The 18,587-nt window shown below is 73.7% G+C and carries 18 protein-coding genes and 1 tRNA gene; 15 read left to right on the top strand and 4 right to left on the bottom strand.

What is annotated here, in order from left to right:
- Positions 1-73: 73 nt before the first annotated feature.
- The 3 genes from FSW04_RS03785 (at position 74) to FSW04_RS03775 (ending at position 1,797) form a co-directional block, all read left to right on the top strand.
- On the top strand, positions 74-832 hold the full coding sequence (locus FSW04_RS03785) for a ParA family protein (RefSeq protein WP_146916414.1): 759 nt from the start codon (positions 74-76) through the stop codon (positions 830-832).
- Positions 825-1,697 (top strand): ParB/RepB/Spo0J family partition protein, encoded by an 873-nt coding sequence (locus FSW04_RS03780; RefSeq protein WP_228430869.1) that lies wholly within the window; start codon positions 825-827, stop codon positions 1,695-1,697. The genes FSW04_RS03785 and FSW04_RS03780 overlap by 8 nt, the downstream gene beginning before the upstream one ends.
- Before the next feature lie 26 nt (positions 1,698-1,723).
- A tRNA-Ile gene (locus FSW04_RS03775) sits at positions 1,724-1,797 on the top strand.
- 1 nt (position 1,798) lies between these two features.
- Here the strand turns inward: FSW04_RS03775 and FSW04_RS03770 are convergent.
- A complete protein-coding gene (locus FSW04_RS03770) occupies positions 1,799-3,232 on the bottom strand; it encodes a sensor histidine kinase (RefSeq protein WP_187369229.1) in 1,434 nt (477 codons plus the stop codon).
- A gap of 159 nt (positions 3,233-3,391) precedes the next feature.
- Between FSW04_RS03770 and FSW04_RS03765 the strand changes: the two genes are divergently transcribed.
- The gene (locus FSW04_RS03765; RefSeq protein ID WP_146923468.1) at positions 3,392-3,871 is read left to right on the top strand and encodes a bifunctional nuclease family protein; all 480 of its coding nucleotides are present in this window, start codon (positions 3,392-3,394) and stop codon (positions 3,869-3,871) included.
- Between the two features lie 24 nt (positions 3,872-3,895).
- Here the strand turns inward: FSW04_RS03765 and FSW04_RS25630 are convergent, their stop codons facing one another.
- The gene (locus FSW04_RS25630) at positions 3,896-4,843 is read right to left on the bottom strand and encodes a D-alanine--D-alanine ligase family protein (protein ID WP_187369510.1); all 948 of its coding nucleotides are present in this window, start codon (positions 4,841-4,843) and stop codon (positions 3,896-3,898) included.
- Positions 4,840-6,222: an aminotransferase-like domain-containing protein gene (locus tag FSW04_RS03760; protein ID WP_228430867.1), complete on the bottom strand. Its 1,383-nt coding sequence runs from the start codon at positions 6,220-6,222 to the stop codon at positions 4,840-4,842. Before FSW04_RS03760 ends, FSW04_RS25630 begins: the two co-directional genes overlap by 4 nt.
- 68 nt (positions 6,223-6,290) lie before the next feature.
- On the opposite strand from FSW04_RS03760, the gene FSW04_RS03755 reads away from it, so the two are divergent.
- From FSW04_RS03755 to FSW04_RS03735, 5 genes are all read left to right on the top strand, one after another.
- Positions 6,291-6,878: a DUF4126 family protein gene (locus FSW04_RS03755; protein WP_146916409.1), complete on the top strand. Its 588-nt coding sequence runs from the start codon at positions 6,291-6,293 to the stop codon at positions 6,876-6,878.
- A complete protein-coding gene (locus FSW04_RS03750) occupies positions 6,878-8,329 on the top strand; it encodes an alkaline phosphatase family protein (RefSeq protein WP_146916407.1) in 1,452 nt (483 codons plus the stop codon). Before FSW04_RS03755 ends, FSW04_RS03750 begins: the two co-directional genes overlap by 1 nt.
- Before the next feature lie 74 nt (positions 8,330-8,403).
- A complete protein-coding gene (locus FSW04_RS03745; protein ID WP_187369227.1) occupies positions 8,404-8,847 on the top strand; it encodes a GtrA family protein in 444 nt (147 codons plus the stop codon).
- Positions 8,805-10,532, top strand: a complete 1,728-nt coding sequence (locus FSW04_RS03740) for a DUF2029 domain-containing protein (RefSeq protein WP_146916403.1) — start codon at positions 8,805-8,807, stop codon at positions 10,530-10,532. Before FSW04_RS03745 ends, FSW04_RS03740 begins: the two co-directional genes overlap by 43 nt.
- A 35-nt stretch (positions 10,533-10,567) precedes the next feature.
- Positions 10,568-11,686, top strand: a complete 1,119-nt coding sequence (locus FSW04_RS03735; protein ID WP_187369226.1) for a glycosyltransferase 87 family protein — start codon at positions 10,568-10,570, stop codon at positions 11,684-11,686.
- On the opposite strand, the gene FSW04_RS03730 is transcribed toward FSW04_RS03735, so the two are convergent.
- Positions 11,592-12,410, bottom strand: a complete 819-nt coding sequence (locus tag FSW04_RS03730) for a TIGR00282 family metallophosphoesterase (RefSeq protein ID WP_187369225.1) — start codon at positions 12,408-12,410, stop codon at positions 11,592-11,594. The two genes, FSW04_RS03735 and FSW04_RS03730, sit on opposite strands and share 95 nt — an antisense overlap.
- Positions 12,411-12,436: 26 nt before the next feature.
- On the opposite strand from FSW04_RS03730, the gene FSW04_RS03725 reads away from it, so the two are divergent.
- From FSW04_RS03725 to ahbA, 6 genes are all read left to right on the top strand, one after another.
- Positions 12,437-13,609, top strand: coding sequence for an AI-2E family transporter (locus tag FSW04_RS03725; RefSeq protein WP_146916398.1), 1,173 nt, complete (start codon positions 12,437-12,439; stop codon positions 13,607-13,609).
- 145 nt (positions 13,610-13,754) lie between these two features.
- Positions 13,755-14,483, top strand: a complete 729-nt coding sequence (locus tag FSW04_RS03720; protein WP_228430865.1) for an ABC transporter ATP-binding protein — start codon at positions 13,755-13,757, stop codon at positions 14,481-14,483.
- A gap of 3 nt (positions 14,484-14,486) precedes the next feature.
- Positions 14,487-15,842 (top strand): ABC transporter permease, encoded by a 1,356-nt coding sequence (locus FSW04_RS25625; RefSeq protein WP_187369224.1) that lies wholly within the window; start codon positions 14,487-14,489, stop codon positions 15,840-15,842.
- A 26-nt stretch (positions 15,843-15,868) separates the two neighbouring features.
- On the top strand, positions 15,869-16,468 hold the full coding sequence (locus tag FSW04_RS25620; protein WP_187369223.1) for a GNAT family N-acetyltransferase: 600 nt from the start codon (positions 15,869-15,871) through the stop codon (positions 16,466-16,468).
- A 66-nt stretch (positions 16,469-16,534) separates the two neighbouring features.
- Complete coding sequence (gene hemB, locus FSW04_RS03710; protein ID WP_146916391.1) at positions 16,535-17,512, top strand: porphobilinogen synthase; 978 nt, start codon at positions 16,535-16,537, stop codon at positions 17,510-17,512.
- Complete coding sequence (ahbA, locus tag FSW04_RS03705; RefSeq protein ID WP_146916389.1) at positions 17,500-18,573, top strand: siroheme decarboxylase subunit alpha; 1,074 nt, start codon at positions 17,500-17,502, stop codon at positions 18,571-18,573. The genes hemB and ahbA overlap by 13 nt, the downstream gene beginning before the upstream one ends.
- The last annotated feature ends 14 nt before the right edge of the window (positions 18,574-18,587 follow it).

Raw genomic sequence — 18,587 nt, 5'->3', positions numbered from 1 at the left:
AGGGCCAGGATGATCGTTCGGGCCCGAACGACACCGCGCGTCCGACCGCCGCCGCCGCTACCGTGGGCGGGGAATGGGCACGGTGTACGCGATCGCGAACCAGAAGGGCGGGGTGGGCAAGACGACCACCGCCGTCAACGTCGCGGCCTGCATCGCCGAGGCGGGCTATAGCACCCTGCTGGTCGACATCGATCCGCAGGCCAACGCCACCGTCGGGCTCGGGCTCCCCAAGGACGCCGAGCCCAACATCTACGACGTCCTCTCGGGCGACGCCCGCGCCGAGGAGGCGCTCGTCCCGACGTCCATCGAGAACCTCACGGTGCTGCCGGCCTCGCCGGACCTCGCCGGCGCCAACGTCGAGCTGCCGCGCCAGCCGGGCTCGGAGAACCGCCTGCGCGACGCGCTGGCGCCGATCCGCGACCGGTTCGCCTTCACGCTGCTGGACTGCCCGCCGTCGCTCGGACCGCTGACCGTCAACGCGCTGGTCGCGGCCGACCGCGTCATCGTCCCCGTCCAGACGGAGTACTTCGCCCTGGAGGGCCTGGCCGGCCTGCTCGACACCCTGGCGCTCGTCCAGCGCGAGCTCAACCCGCGGCTGTCGGTCGCCGGGATGCTGCTCACGATGCACGACGGGCGCACGCGCCTGGGCCGCGACGTCGAGCGCGAGGTGCGTGAGCACTTCCCGGACCTGGTCTTCGACACGGTCATCCCGCGCAACGTCCGCATCGGGGAGGCGCCGAGCTACGGGCGGCCCGTCATCCACCACGACCCGCACTGCGCGGGCGCCGACGCCTACTTCGAGCTGGCCAAGGAGGTCGCGGCCCGTGGCTGACCGGGGAATGGGTCGCGGCCTGGCCGCGATCCTCAGCGTCTCGGCTCCCGAGGGCGGCGGTCCGGAGCTGCGCGAGGTCGCCGTCGAGCTCCTGCGCCCCAACGCCGGCCAGCCGCGGCGCAGCTTCGACGAGGAGTCGCTGCAGGCCCTCTCGGCCTCCGTGGCCGACCGCGGGGTGCTCCAGCCCGTCCTGGCTCGCCCGCGGCCCGGCGGGACCTTCGAGATCGTCGCCGGGGAGCGCCGCTGGCGGGCCGCCAAGCTCGCCGGTCTCGAGCGGATCCCGGCCCTCATCCAGGATCGCGACGACGCAGCGTCCCTCGAGGCGGCGCTCGTCGAGAACATGGCGCGCGAGGACCTCAACCCGGTCGAGGAGGCCCGCGCCGTCGCCGCGCTCGTCGAGGAGCTGGGGCTCACACGCCAGGCCGTCGGCAAGCGCGTCGGCCGCAGCCGCGTGGCGATCTCCAACCTGCTGCGGATCCTGGACCTGCCCGACGAGGTCCTGGCCCTGCTCGAGGCGCGTGAGCTGTCGGAGGGGCACGGGCGCGCCCTCCTGCTCGCCGAGGACCACGCCGACCGGCGCCGGCTCGGCCGCGCCGCCGCCGAGGGCGGCTGGTCCGTGCGCGTCACGGAGGCCCGCGCGCGAGAGGCCAACGCCGAGGCCCGGGGCGGCGGTCCGGGCCGGCACCGCTCCGCCGTGCACCCGGACCAGGCCGCTGCGGCCTCCGAGATCGCCGAGGCCCTGGGCGGAGCGCTGGGCACCGAGGTCCGGGTCCGGCCCCGCGGCACCGGGTACCGGATCGAGCTTGCGGTGGACTCGCTGGACGAGGCCCTCGAGCTCGCCGGGCGAGTCGGCCGCTCCGGCTGAGCCGCGCTACACTTCCCGCCCGTTGCGGGCGATTAGCTCAGTCGGTTAGAGCGCTTCTCTGATAAGGAAGAGGTCCCAGGTTCGAATCCTGGATCGCCCACTCACCGCGGCAGCGTGAAGCGCAGGTCCGCGCCGCGGGTGCCCTCCGCGATCCAGATGTGTCCGCCGTGGCGCTCCACCGCGCGGCGGCAGATCGCCAGCCCGAGCCCCGTGCCGCCGCCCTCCCCGCGGGCGAAGAGGTCGAACGCCGTGGCGCGCAGGTCGTCCGGCACCCCTGGGCCGTTGTCGGCCACGGCGATCTCCCACGCCTCCGGGGTCCCGCGCGCCGACACCGTCACGACCGGGTCCACGGCGTCGGCGTGGATCACCGCGTTGCCGAGCAGGTTCTGCAGCACCTGGCGCAGCAGCGCCGGGTCGCCCCGCACCGTGGGCAGCGCGTCGACGCGCACGCGCACGCCCCGTCCGCGGATCGCGCCGGCCAGCGCGCCCTCGGCCTCCGCCGCCACGCGCCCCAGCTCGACCGCCTCACGGCGCACCGCGTCGCCGCCGACGCGGGCGTACCCCAACAGGGCCTCGATGAGGTCGCGCATCCGCCGGGCGCCGCCCAGCGCCTCGGACACGAAGCGCCGGGCGTCGGCGTCCAGCGCGTCGCCGGCCCGCCCCTCCAGCAGCCGCAGGAAGCCCTCGACGATCCGCAGCGGTGCGTTGAGGTCATGCGCGGCCACCGCGGCGAGCTGGTCGAGCTCGGCGTTGGAGCGCTCGAGCTCGGAGGCCGCCCGCCGCCGCTCGCTGACGTCGATGACCTGGGTCAGGTAGTGCTGCGGGCGGCCGTGCTCGTCGCGCACGAGGGAGACGTTGCCCTCGACCCACACGACCTCGCCCCCCGGCCGCAGGTACCGCTTGGCGATGGGGACGTGGTCGACCTCGCCCGCGGCCATGCGCGTGACGTGGTGCAGGTCGTCCTCCTGGTCGGCCGGATGGGTGATGTCGGAGAACGCGAGCTCGCTCAGGTCGTCCTGCGTACGGCCCACGAGCGCGCAGAACGCGGCGTTGACGGCCAGGAAGCGCCCGGCCGGCGAGGTCATCGTCATGCCGGTGGCGGCGTGCTCGAATGCGCTGCGGAAGCGCGTGCGCGCCAGGGCCAGCTCGACCTCGGCGCTGCGACGGCTGCTGATGTCGCGCACGATCCCGACGAGGAACGGCTGCCCGTGGGCCGAGCCGCGGCTCAGCGTCAGCTCGGCCGGGAAGGCGGTGCCGTCGCGCCGCAGGCCCTCGACCTCGATGACGCCCGCGCCGACGAGGTCGCTGCGCCGGCCCTCGGCGGCGTGCGCGAACGCGGCCAGGTAGGCCGAGCGCAGGCGTTCGGGGACCAGCACGGCCAGCGAGCGGCCGAGGATCTCCTGCGAGCTCCAGCCGAACAGGGTCTCCGCGCCGCCCATCCACAGCGTGATCGTGCCCCGCAGGTCACTGCAGACGACCCCATCCTGCACGGCCTCGGCCACGGCCCACAGCGGCGCGGCGAGCGCCTCGGACACGCCCGCGGAGGCTGGGGTGTCGGATGCTGGACCAGGGTCGCTCATGGGTGGACCCCGACAGTCTCTCACCGCCCGTGAGGGGGCGGGGCGGCGCGGGAGGGCCCGCAGGCCGCGCCTATACTGGCGGCACCCCACCGAGGAGCTCTTCTCGTGCAGGAAATGGTCATCTACGGCGTCAGTTTCGACATGGTCGGCAAGCAGCCGATCGTGCTGCTGAAGACCGTCGACAGCAACAAGTTCCTGCCGATCTGGATCGGGCACCCAGAGGCTGCCGCGATCCTCATGAAGCTCCAGGGCGCCACGACGCCGCGGCCGATGACCCATGACCTGCTGTGCGACATGCTCGGCGAGCTCGAGGTCAAGTGCACCCAGGTCTCGGTGACCGAGCTGCGCGACAACACCTTCTTCGCGACGATCACACTGCATGTCGGCGACCGCGACGTCGAGATCGACTCCCGCCCCTCCGATGCGCTGGCGATCGCCGTGCGCTCCGGCGCGCCGATCTTCGCCGCCGAGGAGGTCATCGCGGAGTCCGCGATCGAGTTCGAGCACGAGGTCGAGGACACCGAGGAGGTCGTGGACCGCTTCAAGGAGTTCCTCGACGAGGTGTCCCCGGAGGACTTCGCCAGCGAGGGTTGACCCGGCCCGCCGGCGACGCGCGCGTCAGGCCGGGCGGCCCGCCGCCGAGCGCTCGAGCGCCCGCCGCACGAGGCGCTCGATGAGCTCGTCGAAGCCGATGCCCGCCGCGTCTGCCGCCTGCGGGAGCAGGCTCGTGTCCGTCATCCCCGGGATGACGTTGACCTCCAGGACGTGGAGCCCGCCGTCCGCGTCGCACAGCAGGTCGACGCGCGAGACGTCGCGGCAGCCCAGCAGGTCGTGCACGGCCACCGCCAGCTCCTGCGCGCGCGTGGTGACCTCCACGGGCAGGTCGGCCGGGCAGACGAACGCGGTGCGGCCGATCTCGTAGCGGGCGTCGAAGTCGTAGACGTCGCCCTCGGGCACCGCCTCGACCACGGGCAGGGCCTCGCCGTCGAGGACGGAGACGGCCAGGTCGCGCCCGGCGACGTGGCGCTCGAGGAGCACCTTGCCCGAGTAGGAGAACGCGGCGACCAGGGCGGCCGGCACGTCGGCGACGCCGTGGGCGATCCGCAGGCCCAGAGCGCTGCCCTGGTCGGCCGGCTTGACGACGATCGGGAAGCCCAGGCGCACCTCGATCTCGCCGAGCGCCTCGGCCGCGCCGAGCTGCTTGAACGCCGTCTCGGTGAACGCGACGAAGTCGGGCGTGGGCAGCCCGGCGTCGAGCATGTGATGCTTGGCCAGCACCTTGTCCGAGCAGCGGATGCACGCCGAGACGCCCGAGCCCGTGTAGGGCAGCCCGAGGATCTCGAGCAGCTCCTGGACGGTCCCGTCCTCGCCGTCGCGCCCGTGCAGCGCGAGGAAGCAGACGTCGGGGCGCAGGTCGCGCAGGGTGCGGACGAGGTCGTGGTCGACGTCGATGCCGCGGACGTCGTGGCCGAGGCGCTTCAGCGCGTCCTCGACGCGCGCGCCCGAGCGCAGCGAGACCTCGCGCTCGAGCGAGCGGCCGCCCTTGAGCACTGCGACGACGCTCACCGCGAACCATCCGAGCGCCGCGCGTCGGGGCGCGCGGGCCGCGGCAGGTGCAGCACGTCGGCCAGCGCCGGGTCCGGCGCGGCCGGGGCCTGCGGCGCCGGGTCCGGGCGGGCACCCGAGACGGCGCGGACGAGCTCGAGCTGCTCGCCGATGACCTCGCCGATGCGGCGCACGCCCTCGCGGATGTGGGCCTCGCCGACGCCGGAGAAGTTCAGGCGCATCGACGCGCCGCCGCGGCCGTCGAGGTAGGCGCCGCGGCCGGGGACGAACGCGACGTTGCGCTGCAGCGCCCGCGCCAGCAGGTCGGTCGTGTCGACCTCCGGGGGCAGGGTGACCCAGACGAACAGGCCGCCGTCGGGCTCCGTCCAGGTGGCCTCGGCGGGGAAGTGCTCGCGCAGCGCGTCGAGCATGACGTCGCGGCGGCCGCGGTAGAGCTCGCGCAGCGACTCGAGGTAGGGCTCCCAGCGGCCCTCGGCGAAGTAGGCGCTGACGAAGTGCTGGGTCAGCGAGGACGAGCACAGGTCGGTCGCCTGCTTGCCCAGGTTCATCTTGGACAGCACGGGCGCCGGCGCGACGGCCCAGCCCAGGCGCAGCCCGGCCGACAGGATCTTCGAGAACGTCCCGAGGTAGATCGTGTAGCCCTCCCCGCCGAGCGAGAGCAGCGTGGGCAGCGGCTCGCCGGCGTAGCGCAGCAGGCCGTAGGGGTTGTCCTCGAGCACGAGGATCTCGCGCTCGGCCGCGACCTCGACGAGCCGCCGGCGGCGCGGCAGCGACATCGTGACGCCGCCCGGGTTCTGGAAGTTGGGGATCGTGTAGATGAACTTGGGCTTGCGGCCCTCGCGTTCCAGGCGGTCCAGGGTCTCCTCGAGGACGTCGATCGGCATGCCGTCGGCGTCCATCTCGATCTGCACCACGTCGGCCTGGTAGGAGCAGAACGCGGGAACGGCGCCGGGGTAGGTCGGGGCCTCGGCCACGACGACGTCGCCGGGGTCCAGCAGCGTCTTGCAGACGAGGTCGATGACCTGCTGGCCGCCCGTGGTGACGAGGATGTCCTCCGGGTCGACCTCCGTGCCCTCGGCGGCCATGACGTGGCGGATCGCGTCCTTGGTGATCGCCAGGCCCTCGGTCGGTCCGTACTGCAGCGCGGCTGCGCAGGAGTCGACCGCGACGCGGGCCATGATCGCCGCGAAGCTCTCGGCCGGGAACGTCGACGTGTCGGGGAGGCCGCCGGCGAGCGAGATGACCTCGGGGCGCTCGGTGATGGCCATGAGGTCGCGCATGGCCGAGGACTTCATCTCGCGCGTGCGCGCCGAGAACAGCCCGGCGTAGCGCTCCAGGTCGTGGGCGGCGGAGCGCTGGGCACGGCGCGGCGGAGGCATACGGTGGTTCCCTTCGCCGTCGGGACCTTCGGACCTTCGGTCTGTCATGGTCCCCGGGCACGGTACCGATGAAGCTCGCTCTCGACATCCTCCAGGGCCTGGGCCTCGCCTCGGCGGTGGGCCTGAGGCCGTTCCTGCCCGCACTGCTCGCCGGCGCGCTGGCCAGCGGCAACCTCGGCGTGGACTTCCACGGCACGCAGTTCGCGTTCCTGGAGTCGCCGTGGTGGCTGCTCGCGCTCGCCGCGGCGCTCGTCGCCTCCGTCCTGCTGCGCAGGGTCCTGGAGTCCGGACCCGGCGAGGCCGCGCTGAGCGGCCTGGGCATCGGCCTCGGGGCGCTGCTGTGCGCCGCGTCGATCGACGACCGCCACGGCACCTGGTGGTACGGGCTGATCCTCGGCGCGCTGCTGGCCCTGCTGGCGAGCTCGGTCTCCCGGCAGCTGTTCGCGCGCGTCCGCGCGCGCTTCACCTCGGCCGGGGACGCGGCGGCGGCCGCCGCGCTGCCGTTCTACGCCGAGGCCGCCGGCGTCGTGATCGCCGGGGCCAGCGTCCTGTTCCCGCCGCTGGCGATCCTGGCGATCGGGTTCCTGCTGGCCCTGCTGGTGACCGGACGCCGGCGCGCCGGCCAGAAGTACGCGGGCCTGCGCATCCTGCGGTGATGAAGCTCCTGCTGGCCGTCATCGACGGCTGCAAGCCCTCCATGCTGGAGCGTGCGGTGCAGCGCGGTGAGGCGCCGGTCATCGAGGCCGTGCTGGAGCGCGGCAGCTTCGTGCCCGAGCTGTGCGCCGCGTTCCCGTCGGTGACGCCGGTGTGCGCGACGTCGATCGCCACCGGCGTGCTGCAGGACCGCCACCGCATCGCGGCGATGAACTGGTGGTCGCGCGCGGAGGGTCGCTACGTCGAGTACGGCTCGTCGTTCAAGGCGGCGCGCAAGCTCGGGATCGCCCGCCAGCTGACCGACACGGTGTACAACCTCAACGGCGTCCACCTCGACCCGGACACGCCGACGGTCTACGAGTCGCTCGACGACGCCGGCGTGCGCACCGCCGGCACGACCTACCTCGTCTACCGCGGCCGCCACGAGCACCAGATCTCGCGCGAGACCGCGCTGACGCGCCTGGCCGGGACGCTGTTCCGCCGCTCGGTGATGGGCCCGCGGGAGCTGTTCTACGCCGACATCTTCGCCAGCCGCGAGACGGGCTGCCGCAGCCAGCTCGGCCTGCCGGGCATCCGCGACCAGCACTCGGGGTGCGTGGCGTCCTGGCTGGCCGCACGTGACCTGTACGACTTCCTGCTGCTGTCGCTGCCCGACAACGACACGTGGTCGCACAAGAACGGCCCACACGCCCAGCCGACGTCGATCGCCGCGGCCGACCGCCAGCTCGCGCGGGTCGCCGACGCCGTCGGCGGAGTCGAGCGGCTGCTGGACACCCACGCGGTGATCATCTGCGCCGACCACTCGCACGCCGCGGTGGAGCGCCGCCTCGAGCTGCGCCCGGCGTTCGAGGACTGGGCGGTCGTGGGCCCGGGCGCCAGCGCGGTGGAGGAGGCCGAGATCGCGATCTGCCCCAACCAGCGCGCGGCGATGATCTACGTGCTGGGCGACACCGACCGCGCCGCGGCTGTGCCTCGGATCGTCGCCACGGCGCAGGACGTGGCCGGCGTCGACGTGCTGGCCTGGATGCAGGACGGGCGCGGCGTCGTGCGCGCGCCGGGCCGCGGCGAGCTGCGCTTCGCCCCGGGCGGGGACCTGCGCGACGCGCGCGGCAACGCCTGGAGCGTCGACGGCGACCTCGGCGCGCTGTCGGCCGCCACGGGCGACGGCACGTTCGACAGCCCGGACTACCCCGACGCCCTGCGCCGCGTGTGGGCGGCGCTGACCTGCGCGACGGCCGGCGACGTCCTGCTCTCGGCCGGGCCGGGCTACGAGTTCCCCGACTTCGGCGGCGCCGACCACGTCGGCGGCGGCAGCCACGGCTCGCTGCACCGGTCGGACTCGCTCGGGGCGCTGGCCTACTGCGGCGTGCAGCCCCCGCCGGGCCGCGGGCCGGGCGCGTGGTCGATCACCGACGTCGCGCCGATGGTCCGCGCGCACTTCGGCGCGGACTGAGCGTCGCGTGACCGCGGCACCCCCGCCCCGGAGCCCCGGCGCTCCGGCGGGTGACTCCGGGTACCCTGGCCCGCGTGACCGACGCCGCCCGCGTGAGGACGAGCCGCCGCGATCGCGTCCGCGACGGCCTGCGGCATGCGCACAACTGGTGGCAGCTGGCGCGCTTCACCGCGGTCGGGGCCAGCGGCTACGCGGTCAACCTCCTCACGTTCACGGTCTGCGTGCACCTGCTGGGCGTCGACTACCGCCTGGCCGCCGTCGCCGCCTTCCTCGTCGCGGTGACGAACAACTTCTGGTGGAACCGGCACTGGACGTTCGACGCGGGTGAGGGCCACGCCGGGCGCCAGGCGGTGCGCTTCCTGATCGTCAGCGTCGCCGCGTTCGTCGTCAACCTCGTGCTCCTCGAGGTGCTGGTCAGCGCCGCAGGCCTCGCCGAGGTGCCGGCGCAGGCCATCGCCGTGGCGGCCGCGACGCCGTGCAACTTCATCGGGAACAAGCTCTGGACGTTCGACGGCTGATCTGCGCCGCGCTGCTGGCCGCGACGGCGCTGGTCGGCCTTGTCGCCGCGCCCGCCGCCCTCGCGCAGACCCCGCAGACCACGCAGACCACCGAGGCGGGCGGCAGCCCGGCGTTGCTGCCCCGCGCGCCGAGCGACCCTGAGGCGCTGAGCCGCCCGCAGACCCTGGGCGGTCGCCCGCCCGACCACCGGCTGACGGGTCTGCAGGCCATGGCGATCGCCGGCCGCAGCGCAAAGGTGCAGGCGTCGCTGCGCAAGCACCGCACCGCGCGGCCCGAGGTGTTCCTCAAGGGCCCGTCGCGCTGGCAGGTGAGCTGGTTCACGCCGGGCACCGGCGACGCCCGCAAGGAGATCGCCCAGGTCCTCGTCGACGACCGCTCGGCGCAGATCCTCGAGGCGTGGACGGGGCCGCAGGTCGCCTGGACGATGGCGCGCGGCTACCCCGGGGCGTTCGGGCGCAAGGTCAACTCGCCGTGGGTGTGGATCCCGCTGTCGGTGCTGTTCGTGGTGCCGTTCATCGACCGCCGCCGCCTGCTGCGGGTGCTGCACCTGGACCTGCTCGTGCTCGTCGCCTTCGGGGTGTCGGTGGCGTTCTTCAACGACGCCAACCTCGACGTGTCGGTCCCGCTGGTGGCCCCGCTGCTGGCCTACCTGCTGGCTCGCATGCTGTGGATCGGCCTGCGCCGGCGCGACGAGGATCGCGAGCGCCCCGTGCTGCCGATGCTCGTGCGCACGTCGTGGCTGGTCGTGGCGCTCATCTTCCTGGTCGGCTTCCGCATCGGGCTGAACCTCACGAGCTCGAACGTCATCGACGTGGGCTACTCGGGGGTGATCGGCGCCGACCACCTCGTCGACGGCACCAAGCTCTACAACAACTTCCCGGCCGACGACGAGCACGGCGACACCTACGGGCCGTTCGCCTACGAGGCCTACGTGCCGTTCGAGCAGGCCCTGCCCTGGAGCGGGCGCTGGGACAGCCTCCCCGCGGCCCACGCCGCGGCGATCGCGTTCGACCTGCTGACGATCCTGCTCCTCTTCCTGGCCGGGCGGCGGATCCGCGGCCCGGGCCTGGGCGTCGTGCTGGCCTACGCGTGGACGGCGTGGCCGTTCTCGCTCTACGTCCTGAACTGCAACAGCAACGACGGGCTGGTGGCCGCGCTCGCGGCGCTCGTCCTGCTGGTGGCCTCGTCGCCCGCGTCGCGTGGCGCGGTCGCGGCGCTCGCCGGGTTCTCCAAGCTCGCGGGGCTGGCGCTCGTGCCGCTGCTGGCCATGCACGGCGCGCGCCGCGGGACCTGGCGGCGGATCGTCGCGACGTTCACCGCGTCGCTGGTCGCCGTGAGCGCGCTGGTCTGGCTGCCGATCCTGCTGCGCGGCGAGCCGCTGCACACCATCTATGACCGCACGATCGCCTTCCAGGCCTCGCGCGGCGCCCCGTTCTCGATCTGGGGGCTGTACGACCTCGTCACGCTGCAGCACGCCTGGCAGGTCGTCGCGGTGCTCATCGCGGTCGGCGCGGCGCTCGTCCCGCGCCGGCGCGACATGGTCGGGCTGGCCGCGATGGCGGCCGCCGTGGTCATCGGGCTGCAGCTCGGCGTCACCTACTGGTTCTACCTCTACCTCGTGTGGTTCTTCCCATTCCTGGCCGTCGCGCTCTTCGCGCGCTATCGCGTCCCCGACCCGGCGTAGCGCTCAGCGTCCTGGCGCTCGGCGTCGTCTGGCTCGTGGTCACCAACCACGGCCCGCTGAGCGACACCCGCGTCAGCGACCTGTACCTCTACGCCCAGTACCACGACCTGCTCCACAGCGGCCTGGTCCCGTTCCGCGACTTCTCGTTCGAGTACCCGCCGGTCGCGCTGGCGCCGATCTGGCTCGTGGGCGGCGACGAGACACAGATGTCGCTGCTCATGCTGGGCTGCGCGATCGCCGGCCAGCTCGCGGCCTGGAGCCTCGGCGGCCCGGTGGCCGGGTGGCTGACCGTGGCGCTCCCCGTCCTCGCGGGCGCGCTCGTGCGCACCCACCTGGACCTGCTGCCCGCGGCGCTGACGATGGTCGCCCTGGCGCTCGTCGTCGCCCGCCCCCGCGGGGGGGTGGAGGGCGCGGCGGCGCTGTTGGCGATCGGGACGATGGCCAAGCTCTGGCCGGCGGCCGTCGGCGCCGTCGTGCTCGTCTGGCTCGTGGGCCGCGGCGAGGGCCGCGCGGCGGTGCGCGGCGCCGCCGTGTTCGTGGTCGTCGCGCTGGCGATCGGCGTGCCGTTCGCCGTCCTGGGCGGCTTCCCGTCGGTCATGGTGCGCTTCCACCTGGACCGCCCGGTGCAGATCGAGTCCACGGCGGCCAGCATCCTGGAGGCCGTCGGCGGCACGCACGTCACGGGCCATCCCGTGCTCGAGGACCGCTTCAAGTCCAACGGCCTGGCCGGCGGCCCGGCCGGGGTCGTGCTGACCGGCACGACGCTCGCGCTGGGGGTCGTCGGGCTCGTGCTCCTCGCGCTGGCCCACCGCCGGCGGACCGACCGCGATCTGCTCCTGGCGGCCTTCGGCGTGACGGTCGCGTTCGTGGCGCTGGGCAAGGTCCTCTCGCCGCAGTACCTGTGCTGGATGCTGCCGCCGGCCGCGGTCGTCGCCGCGCGCGGCGCGTGGGTCGGGCCGGCGTGCGTGGCCGCGGCGTCGGCGCTGACGCAGGTGTGGTTCCCCTCGCGCTACTTCGACATCGTCTTCCAGCACGACTGGGCCGTGGGCGCGGTGGCCGTCAGGAACGCCCTGCTGCTTGCGGCGCTGGCCGCCACGGTTGCAGCACTTGCTCGATCGCCTCGGCCTGCATCGGCCGCTCCGCCGCCCGGATGACCACCCCCATGAGCCATGGGTCGTCCTCGCTGGTCTCGAAGCGCACGTTCATGTGCGTGCGCAGCGACGCGATGGCCTGCTCCTTCTTGACGCCGATGACCCCGCCGCGCGGCCCGGTCATCCCGACGTCGGAGATGTAGGCCGTCCCGCCGGGCAGGACCCGCGCGTCGGCGGTCGGCACGTGGGTGTGGGTGCCCACGACGGCGGTGACGCGCCCGTCGAGGTACCAGCCCATGGCGACCTTCTCGCTCGTGGCCTCCGCATGGAAGTCGACGAGGACGTGGTCGACCTTGCCCTCCAGCTCGGCGAGGACCGTGTCGATCTCCAGGAACGCGACCCGGCCGGCCCGCAGGAAGACGTTGCCGCTGAGGTTGACGACACCGAGCCGGATCCCGTCGCGCTCCACGACGCACGAGCCGCGGCCGGGCTGGGTCGTCAGGTAGTTGGCCGGGCGCACGATCGGCTTGCCGCTGTCGAGGTAGCCGTTGATCTCCGCGCGCCGGTAGGTGTGGTTGCCCAGCGTGATCGCGTCGACGCCCGCCGCGAGCAGCTCGTCGGCCAGCTTGGGCGTGATCCCGAGGCCGCCGGCGATGTTCTCGCCGTTGACGACGACGAACGTGGGCTCGTGGCGGCGACGCAGCTCGGGGAGCAGGCCGAGCAGCGTCCGGCGGCCCAGGCCCCCGACGACGTCGCCGACGAACAGGATGGTCGGGGCCGCTGGCACGTCGCATACTCTGGCGGACTCCAGAGATGAGCAGCACCGAGCCACCCACCACCGAGGCCGACTGGGAGGAGCAGGACCCGCTCGACGAGCAGCCGCCGGCCGGGCCGGCGGCGCCCGAGAAGGTCGTCGTGCCCCGGTGGATCCAGCTCGTGGCGCTGCCGCTGCTGGTCATCGCGGTGTTCTTCGTGGCCCGGGCCGCCGGGGTCGTGCTCCTGGCGTTCACGATCGCCGGGATCGTGGCGCTCATCCTCAATCCGATCGTGTCGTTCCTGCAGGCCCGCCGCCTGCCGCGCGGCCTGGCCATCCTGGCCGTCTACGTCGGGCTGGTCCTCGTGGTCGGCGGGGTGGGCGTGCTGCTGGCCAACCCCGTCGCCGACCAGGCCCAGCGCTTCGGCGACGACGTGCCGCGGATCATCGACGACGCCAACAGCCGCCTGGCCGACCTGCAGGCCTACTTCGACCGCAAGGGCGTCAACATCGAGGTCAAGCGCCAGGGCGAGACCGCGTTGCAGACGCTGCAGGAGAAGGTCGTCGGCGGCACGAGCGACATCGTCAACTTCGGCACGCAGATCCTCAAGAGCGTCGTGACGACCGGGCTCGGGCTGCTGCTCGTGATCGTGCTGTCGGTCTACATGCTCATCTACGGCGAGCGCATCGGGGCGATCGTGCGCCGCGTGATGCCGCCCGGCGACGGCACCCCCGCCGACGACTTCCCGACGCGCATCCAGCGCGCCGTCGGCGGCTACCTGCGCGGCCAGACGCTCTTCAGCATCGCGATGGGCTGCGGCGCGGGCCTGGGCATGTGGGTGTTCGGCATCACCGGCGTGTTCCCCGACGGCGGGACCTACGCGTTCGCGTTCGGCGCGTGGTTCGGCTTCATGGAGCTCGTGCCGTTCATCGGGCCGTTCCTGGGCGCGCTGCCGCCGCTCGTCGTCGCGCTCATCCAGGACCCGCTGACCGCCGTGTGGCTGGCGATCTTCTTCACGGCGCTGCAGCAGCTCGAGGGCCACGTCGTCGCCCCCTACATCTTCGGCCACACCCTGCGGATCAACCCGCTGCTGGTCATCTTCGCGCTGCTGCTCGGCGGGGAGGCCTACGGCTTCCTCGGCGCGCTGCTGTCGCTGCCGATCGCCGCGATGCTGCGCGAGACCGTCGTCTACCTGCGGCGCCACCTCGTGCTCGAGCCGTGGGGACGATGAGCCCGCTGGCGATCGCGGGCGGGCCGGAGCGCCCGCGGCCCGCGCCGGCGCGATGTCCGGAGTGCGGCGCGTCGCCGGCACGGCGCGACAGCTTCTGCCGGACCTGCGGCGCGGAGCTCCAGCCCACCGAAGTGGCCTCGCCCCGGTGAGCGCAGCGCAGGCGCAGGCCGTCCCCGCGCTGGCCGCGCGGGACGTCACCCGGCGCTTCGGCGACCGCGAGGCGCTGCGCGGGATCACCTTCCAGGCCGCCGCGGGCGAGACGATCGCGATCATCGGGCCCAACGGCGCGGGCAAGACGACGCTGCTGTCGATCCTGGGCGGGGTGCTGCGCCCGACCTCGGGCGACGTGAGCCGGGACCCGCGCGACGTCGGCTGGGTGCCCCAGCAGCCGGCGGTGTACGCCAAGCTCTCCGTCGCCGAGAACCTCGCGCTGTTCGCGCGCCTGGAGCGCGTGGCCGACCCCGGGGCGGTCGTCGCCCGCATGCTGGACCAGACGGGCCTGCGCGACCGCGCCGGCGACGAGCTCGGCACGCTGTCGGGCGGCAACCGCCAGCGCGTGAACATCGCGGTCGGGCTGCTGGCCGACCCCGACGTGCTGCTGCTCGATGAGCCCTCCTCGTCGCTGGACCCGCGCCAGCGCGCGCGCCTCTGGGAGTTCGTCGGAGCGCTCGCACGCGGCGGCACGGCCGTGATCTTCACGACCCACAACGTCGGGGAGGCCGAGCGCTACGCCGACCGCGTGCTCGTCCTGGCCGACGGCGAGCTGCTGTTCGAGGGCACGCCCGCCGCGCTGCACGAGGCCGTCGACGACGCGGAGGGCCGGCGCGACCTCGAGGCGGCCTTCGTCCGCTTCCTGCACGAGCGGGGCCACTGACCCGTGCGGTTCCTGCTGCTCAAGGATCTGCGGATCCTGCGCCGCTCGCCGCTGCTGGTGACGCTGCTGGTCGCCTACCCGGTGCTCATCGCGGTGCTCATCGGCCTCGCGCTGTCCAAGGGCCCGGGCAAGCCGCGCGTCGCCGTCCTCAACGAGCTGCCGCCATCCTCGGGGCAGGTGTCGGTCGGCGGCACGAAGGTCGACCCGCGCGACTACGCCCGGCGCCTGTTCCAGTCCATCGACCCCGTCACCGTCCACAGCCGCGCCGAGGCGCGCCGGAAGGTCGCCGACGGCGACGTGCTCGCGGCGATCATCGTGCCGCGCGACCTCGTCCAGCGCCTCCAGCAGGAGATCTCGCTGTCGGGGACCGGGCCCAAGCCCACGGTGCAGGTCCTCTACAACGCCGAGGACCCGGTCAAGCAGCAGTTCGTGGAGTCCACGATCGACGCCCGCGTCGGCGACCTCAACCGGGCGGTCACGGGCAAGCTGACCGAGATCACCGGGGGCTACCTGGACATCCTGCTCTCGGGCGGGTCGTTCTCCATCCTGGGCAAGGACTTCGAGATCCTGGGCCTCAAGCGGTCCAAGGCGCTCATCGACTCCGTGCTCACCCGCACGCCGCGGGGCTCGCCCGATCGCGCGGCGCTGCAGCGCGTCTCGACGTTCGCGGGCCTGGCCATCGACAACCTCGACCTGTCCGGCGCCGTGCTGAGCTCGCTCGGGACGCCCGTGCGGGTCGACCGCCAGATCGTGCGGGGCCGCCGCACGCCGCTGGACGCCTACGCGGTGTCCGTGGCGGTCACGCTGTCGCTCATGCTCGTCTGCGTGCTGCTCGCCGCCGGCATGCTCGCCCTCGAGCGCGAGGAGCACGCGTTCGCCCGGCTCGTGCGCGGGCTCGTGTCGCGCTGGGCGCTGCTGGCCGAGAAGGTCCTGCTGTCGGCGGCCTGCGCGGCGGCGGCGACGCTGGTCATGACGGCCGGCGTGTCGATCTTCGTGTCGCTGGACTGGGGGCGGTTCGGGCTCTGGGTCGTCGCGCTGGCGGCCGGGGGGCTGGCGTTCGGCGCCCTGGGGACCGCCATCGGCGCGCTGGCCCGCGAGGTCCGTGTCGCGTCGCTGCTGGCCATCCTGCTCGCGCTGCCCATCGCGTTCCTGGCCCTCGTGCCCAGCGGGACGGTGGCGCCGGGGCTCTTCGACGTGCTGCGGGTGGTCTCGGCGCTCTTCCCCTTCCGGGCGTCGCTGGACGCCGTGGACGCCGCGGTCAACGGCGCCGGCGGTCTGGGCGGCGCGCTGGCGCATCTGGCCGCCCTCGTGGCCGGCTGGGCGGTCGTCGCGCGTCTCGGGCTGCAGCGCTTCGCCTGACGCGCGCCCGCTGCTACGTTCGCGGCGTGCTCGGCCACGTCCCCCCGCGCATCCGGCTCGACGGCCGGACGACCGCCATCCGCCCGCTGAGCACCGCCGACGTCGACGAGTACGCGGCCGCCGTGGCCGCCAACCGCGAGCACACCCAGCCCTGGGAGCCCGTGCACGCCGAGGCCCACTACACCCGCGCCGGCCAGGCCGAGACGCTGCGTCGCGATGCGGAGGCCTGGGACCTGGGCACCGGCTACGCGTTCTCCATCCTGGACCGCGGGGCCGGCGACCGGATCATCGGGCGCATCGCGCTGGGCAACGTGGTGCACGGCGCGTGGCGCAACGCGACGCTGGGCTACTGGGTGGCCGCCGCGGCGGGCGGGCGCGGGCACGCCACGGAGGCCGCGCAGCTCATCTGCGCCTTCGCGTTCGACCACGCCGGGCTGCACCGCGTCCAGCCGGCGGTCATCCCGCGCAACATCCGGTCGATCCGCGTCGTGGAGAAGGCGGGCTTCCGGCGTGAGGGCCGAGCCCTGCACTACCTCAACATCGCGGGCCGCTGGGAGGACCACGACATCTTCGCGATGACGCTCGAGGACTGGCTGGCGCGCAGCGACCGGCCGGTCGGTCGCTGATCGCGGCGCGCCCGGACCGGGGCGGGCGGGCGCGGGTCACGCCCGCAGGGCTACCCTCCGAGGGGCATGTCCGCCTTCCCGAGAACCCGTCTGCGCCGCCTGCGCCGCACCGGCGCCCTGCGCGACCTCGTGCGCGAGACCACGCTGGCGCCCTCCGACCTGGTCCTGCCGCTGTTCGTGGAGGAGGGCCTGGAGGGCCGCACGCCGATCGGGTCGATGCCCGGCGTGGACCGCCACGGTCTGGACTCCGTGGTGCGCGAGGCCGGCGAGGCGCACGCCCTCGGCATCCCCGCGGTCATCCTGTTCGGCATCCCCGCCGCCAAGGACGCCGACGGCACCGGCGCCTGGGACGACGAGGGGGCCGTCCAGCTCGCCGTGCGCGCGATCACCGCCGCGCACCCCGAGCTGCTCGTGCTCACCGACGTCTGCCTGTGCGAGTACACCGACCACGGGCACTGCGGCCGCCTTCGCGACGACGGCAGCGTCGACAACGACGCCACGCTGGAGCTGCTGGGGCGCACCGCCGTCTCGCACGCGCGCGCCGGCGCGGCCGCCGTCGCGCCGAGCGACATGATGGACGGGCGCGTCGGCGCCATCCGCGAGGCGCTCGACGACGAGGGGTTCGCCGACACCCCGATCATCGCCTACAGCGCCAAGTTCGCCTCGGCGTTCTACGGGCCGTTCCGCGAGGCCGCGGGCAGCACGCCGGCCTTCGGCGACCGGCGCAGCTACCAGATGGACCCGGCCAACGGCGACGAGGCCCTGCGCGAGGTGCTGCTCGACGTCGGCGAGGGGGCCGACATCGTCATGGTCAAGCCCGCCGTGCCCTACCTCGACGTGCTCTGGCGCGTCAAGCAGGCGACCCGCCTGCCCGTCGCCGCGTACCACGTGGGCGGGGAGTACGTCATGATCAAGGCGGCCGCCGCGACCGGCCATCTCGACGAGCGCACGGCGGTGCTCGAGACGCTCACCGCGATCCGGCGCGCGGGTGCCGACATCGTCATCACCTACCACGCGAAGGACGCCGCCCAGTGGCTGCAGTGACCCCCAAGATCCGCTCACGCAAGGACGGCTCGGCCGTCCCGCTGGACGCGTTCGACAAGCAGCTGCTGGACCGGATGCAGGGCGCGTTCCCGATCGTCCCGCGGCCCTACGCCGAGGTCGCCATCGCGCTGGGCGTCGACGAGGACGTCGTGCTGCGCCGCGTCCGCGAGCTCATCGAGCAGCGCATCATCCGCCAGGTCACACCGATCTTCGACACGCGCGCGCTGGGCTACTCGTCCATGCTCGTGGCGGCCAAGGTCGACGCCGAGCACCCGTGGCGGCCCGCGAAGATCATCAACGCCCACCCCGGCGTCTCGCACAACTACCTGCGCAACCACGAGTTCAACATGTGGTTCACGGTGGCCACCGAGCCCGACTCAACGCTCGGGCTGGAGGGCACGCTCGAGGTCCTCAAGGCCCAGACCGGGGCCGAGTCGGTGCGCATGCTCCCGACGCTCAAGCTCTTCAAGATCCGCATGGACCTCGAGATGTCGGGCGACACGGAGACGCTGGCCAAGGCCGCGGAGGCCGTCGCGCCGGCCGAGACCGAGGCCCAGCCCTACGACGAGCTCGACCGCGCGGTCATCCGCGCCACCCAGGGCGACCTGCCCGTCGTCTCCGAGCCCTACGCCGACGCCGCCCGCGAGGTCGGGATGCCCGTCGACGCGCTCGTGGCCCACCTCGAGGGCATGGTCGAGCGCCGGCTGCTGCGCCGCGTCGCGGCGATCCTGTTCCACCGGCGCGCCGGCTTCAGCGCGAACGGGATGGGCGTCTGGAAGGTCCCCCAGGACCGCGTGCTCGAGGCGGGGATGCGGATGTCGGCCTTCCGCGGCATCAGCCACTGCTACGAGCGCCCGACCTACGCCGACTGGCCCTACCAGCTCTTCACGATGGCCCACGGGCGCTCCAAGGAGGAGTGCGACGCGATCCTCGACGCCGTGCGCGACGAGGTCGGGTGCGTGGAGGACCGCGCGACGCTCTACTCGTCGACCGAGTTCAAGAAGGTCCGCCTCCTGTACTTCACCGAGGACTTCAAGGACTGGGAGCGGGCCCATGGGTGACGGGCGGGGCCGTC

Source organism: Baekduia soli (assembly GCF_007970665.1).
Taxonomy (GTDB): Bacteria; Actinomycetota; Thermoleophilia; order Solirubrobacterales; family Solirubrobacteraceae; genus Baekduia; species Baekduia soli.
Note: the sequence above shows the minus strand (reverse complement) of the source record. Positions and strands in the feature narration are given on the sequence as shown.

Coding starts and splice junctions, on each gene's coding strand:
- FSW04_RS03750 (WP_146916407.1), top strand. CDS start 6,878: ATGAAGCTCCTGCTGGCCGTCATCGACGGCTGCAAGCCCTCCATGCTG.
- FSW04_RS03765 (WP_146923468.1), top strand. CDS start 3,392: ATGGTCATCTACGGCGTCAGTTTCGACATGGTCGGCAAGCAGCCGATC.
- hemB (WP_146916391.1), top strand. CDS start 16,535: ATGTCCGCCTTCCCGAGAACCCGTCTGCGCCGCCTGCGCCGCACCGGC.
- FSW04_RS03755 (WP_146916409.1), top strand. CDS start 6,291: ATGAAGCTCGCTCTCGACATCCTCCAGGGCCTGGGCCTCGCCTCGGCG.
- FSW04_RS03785 (WP_146916414.1), top strand. CDS start 74: ATGGGCACGGTGTACGCGATCGCGAACCAGAAGGGCGGGGTGGGCAAG.
- FSW04_RS03760 (WP_228430867.1), bottom strand. CDS start 6,222: ATGCCTCCGCCGCGCCGTGCCCAGCGCTCCGCCGCCCACGACCTGGAG.
- FSW04_RS03725 (WP_146916398.1), top strand. CDS start 12,437: ATGAGCAGCACCGAGCCACCCACCACCGAGGCCGACTGGGAGGAGCAG.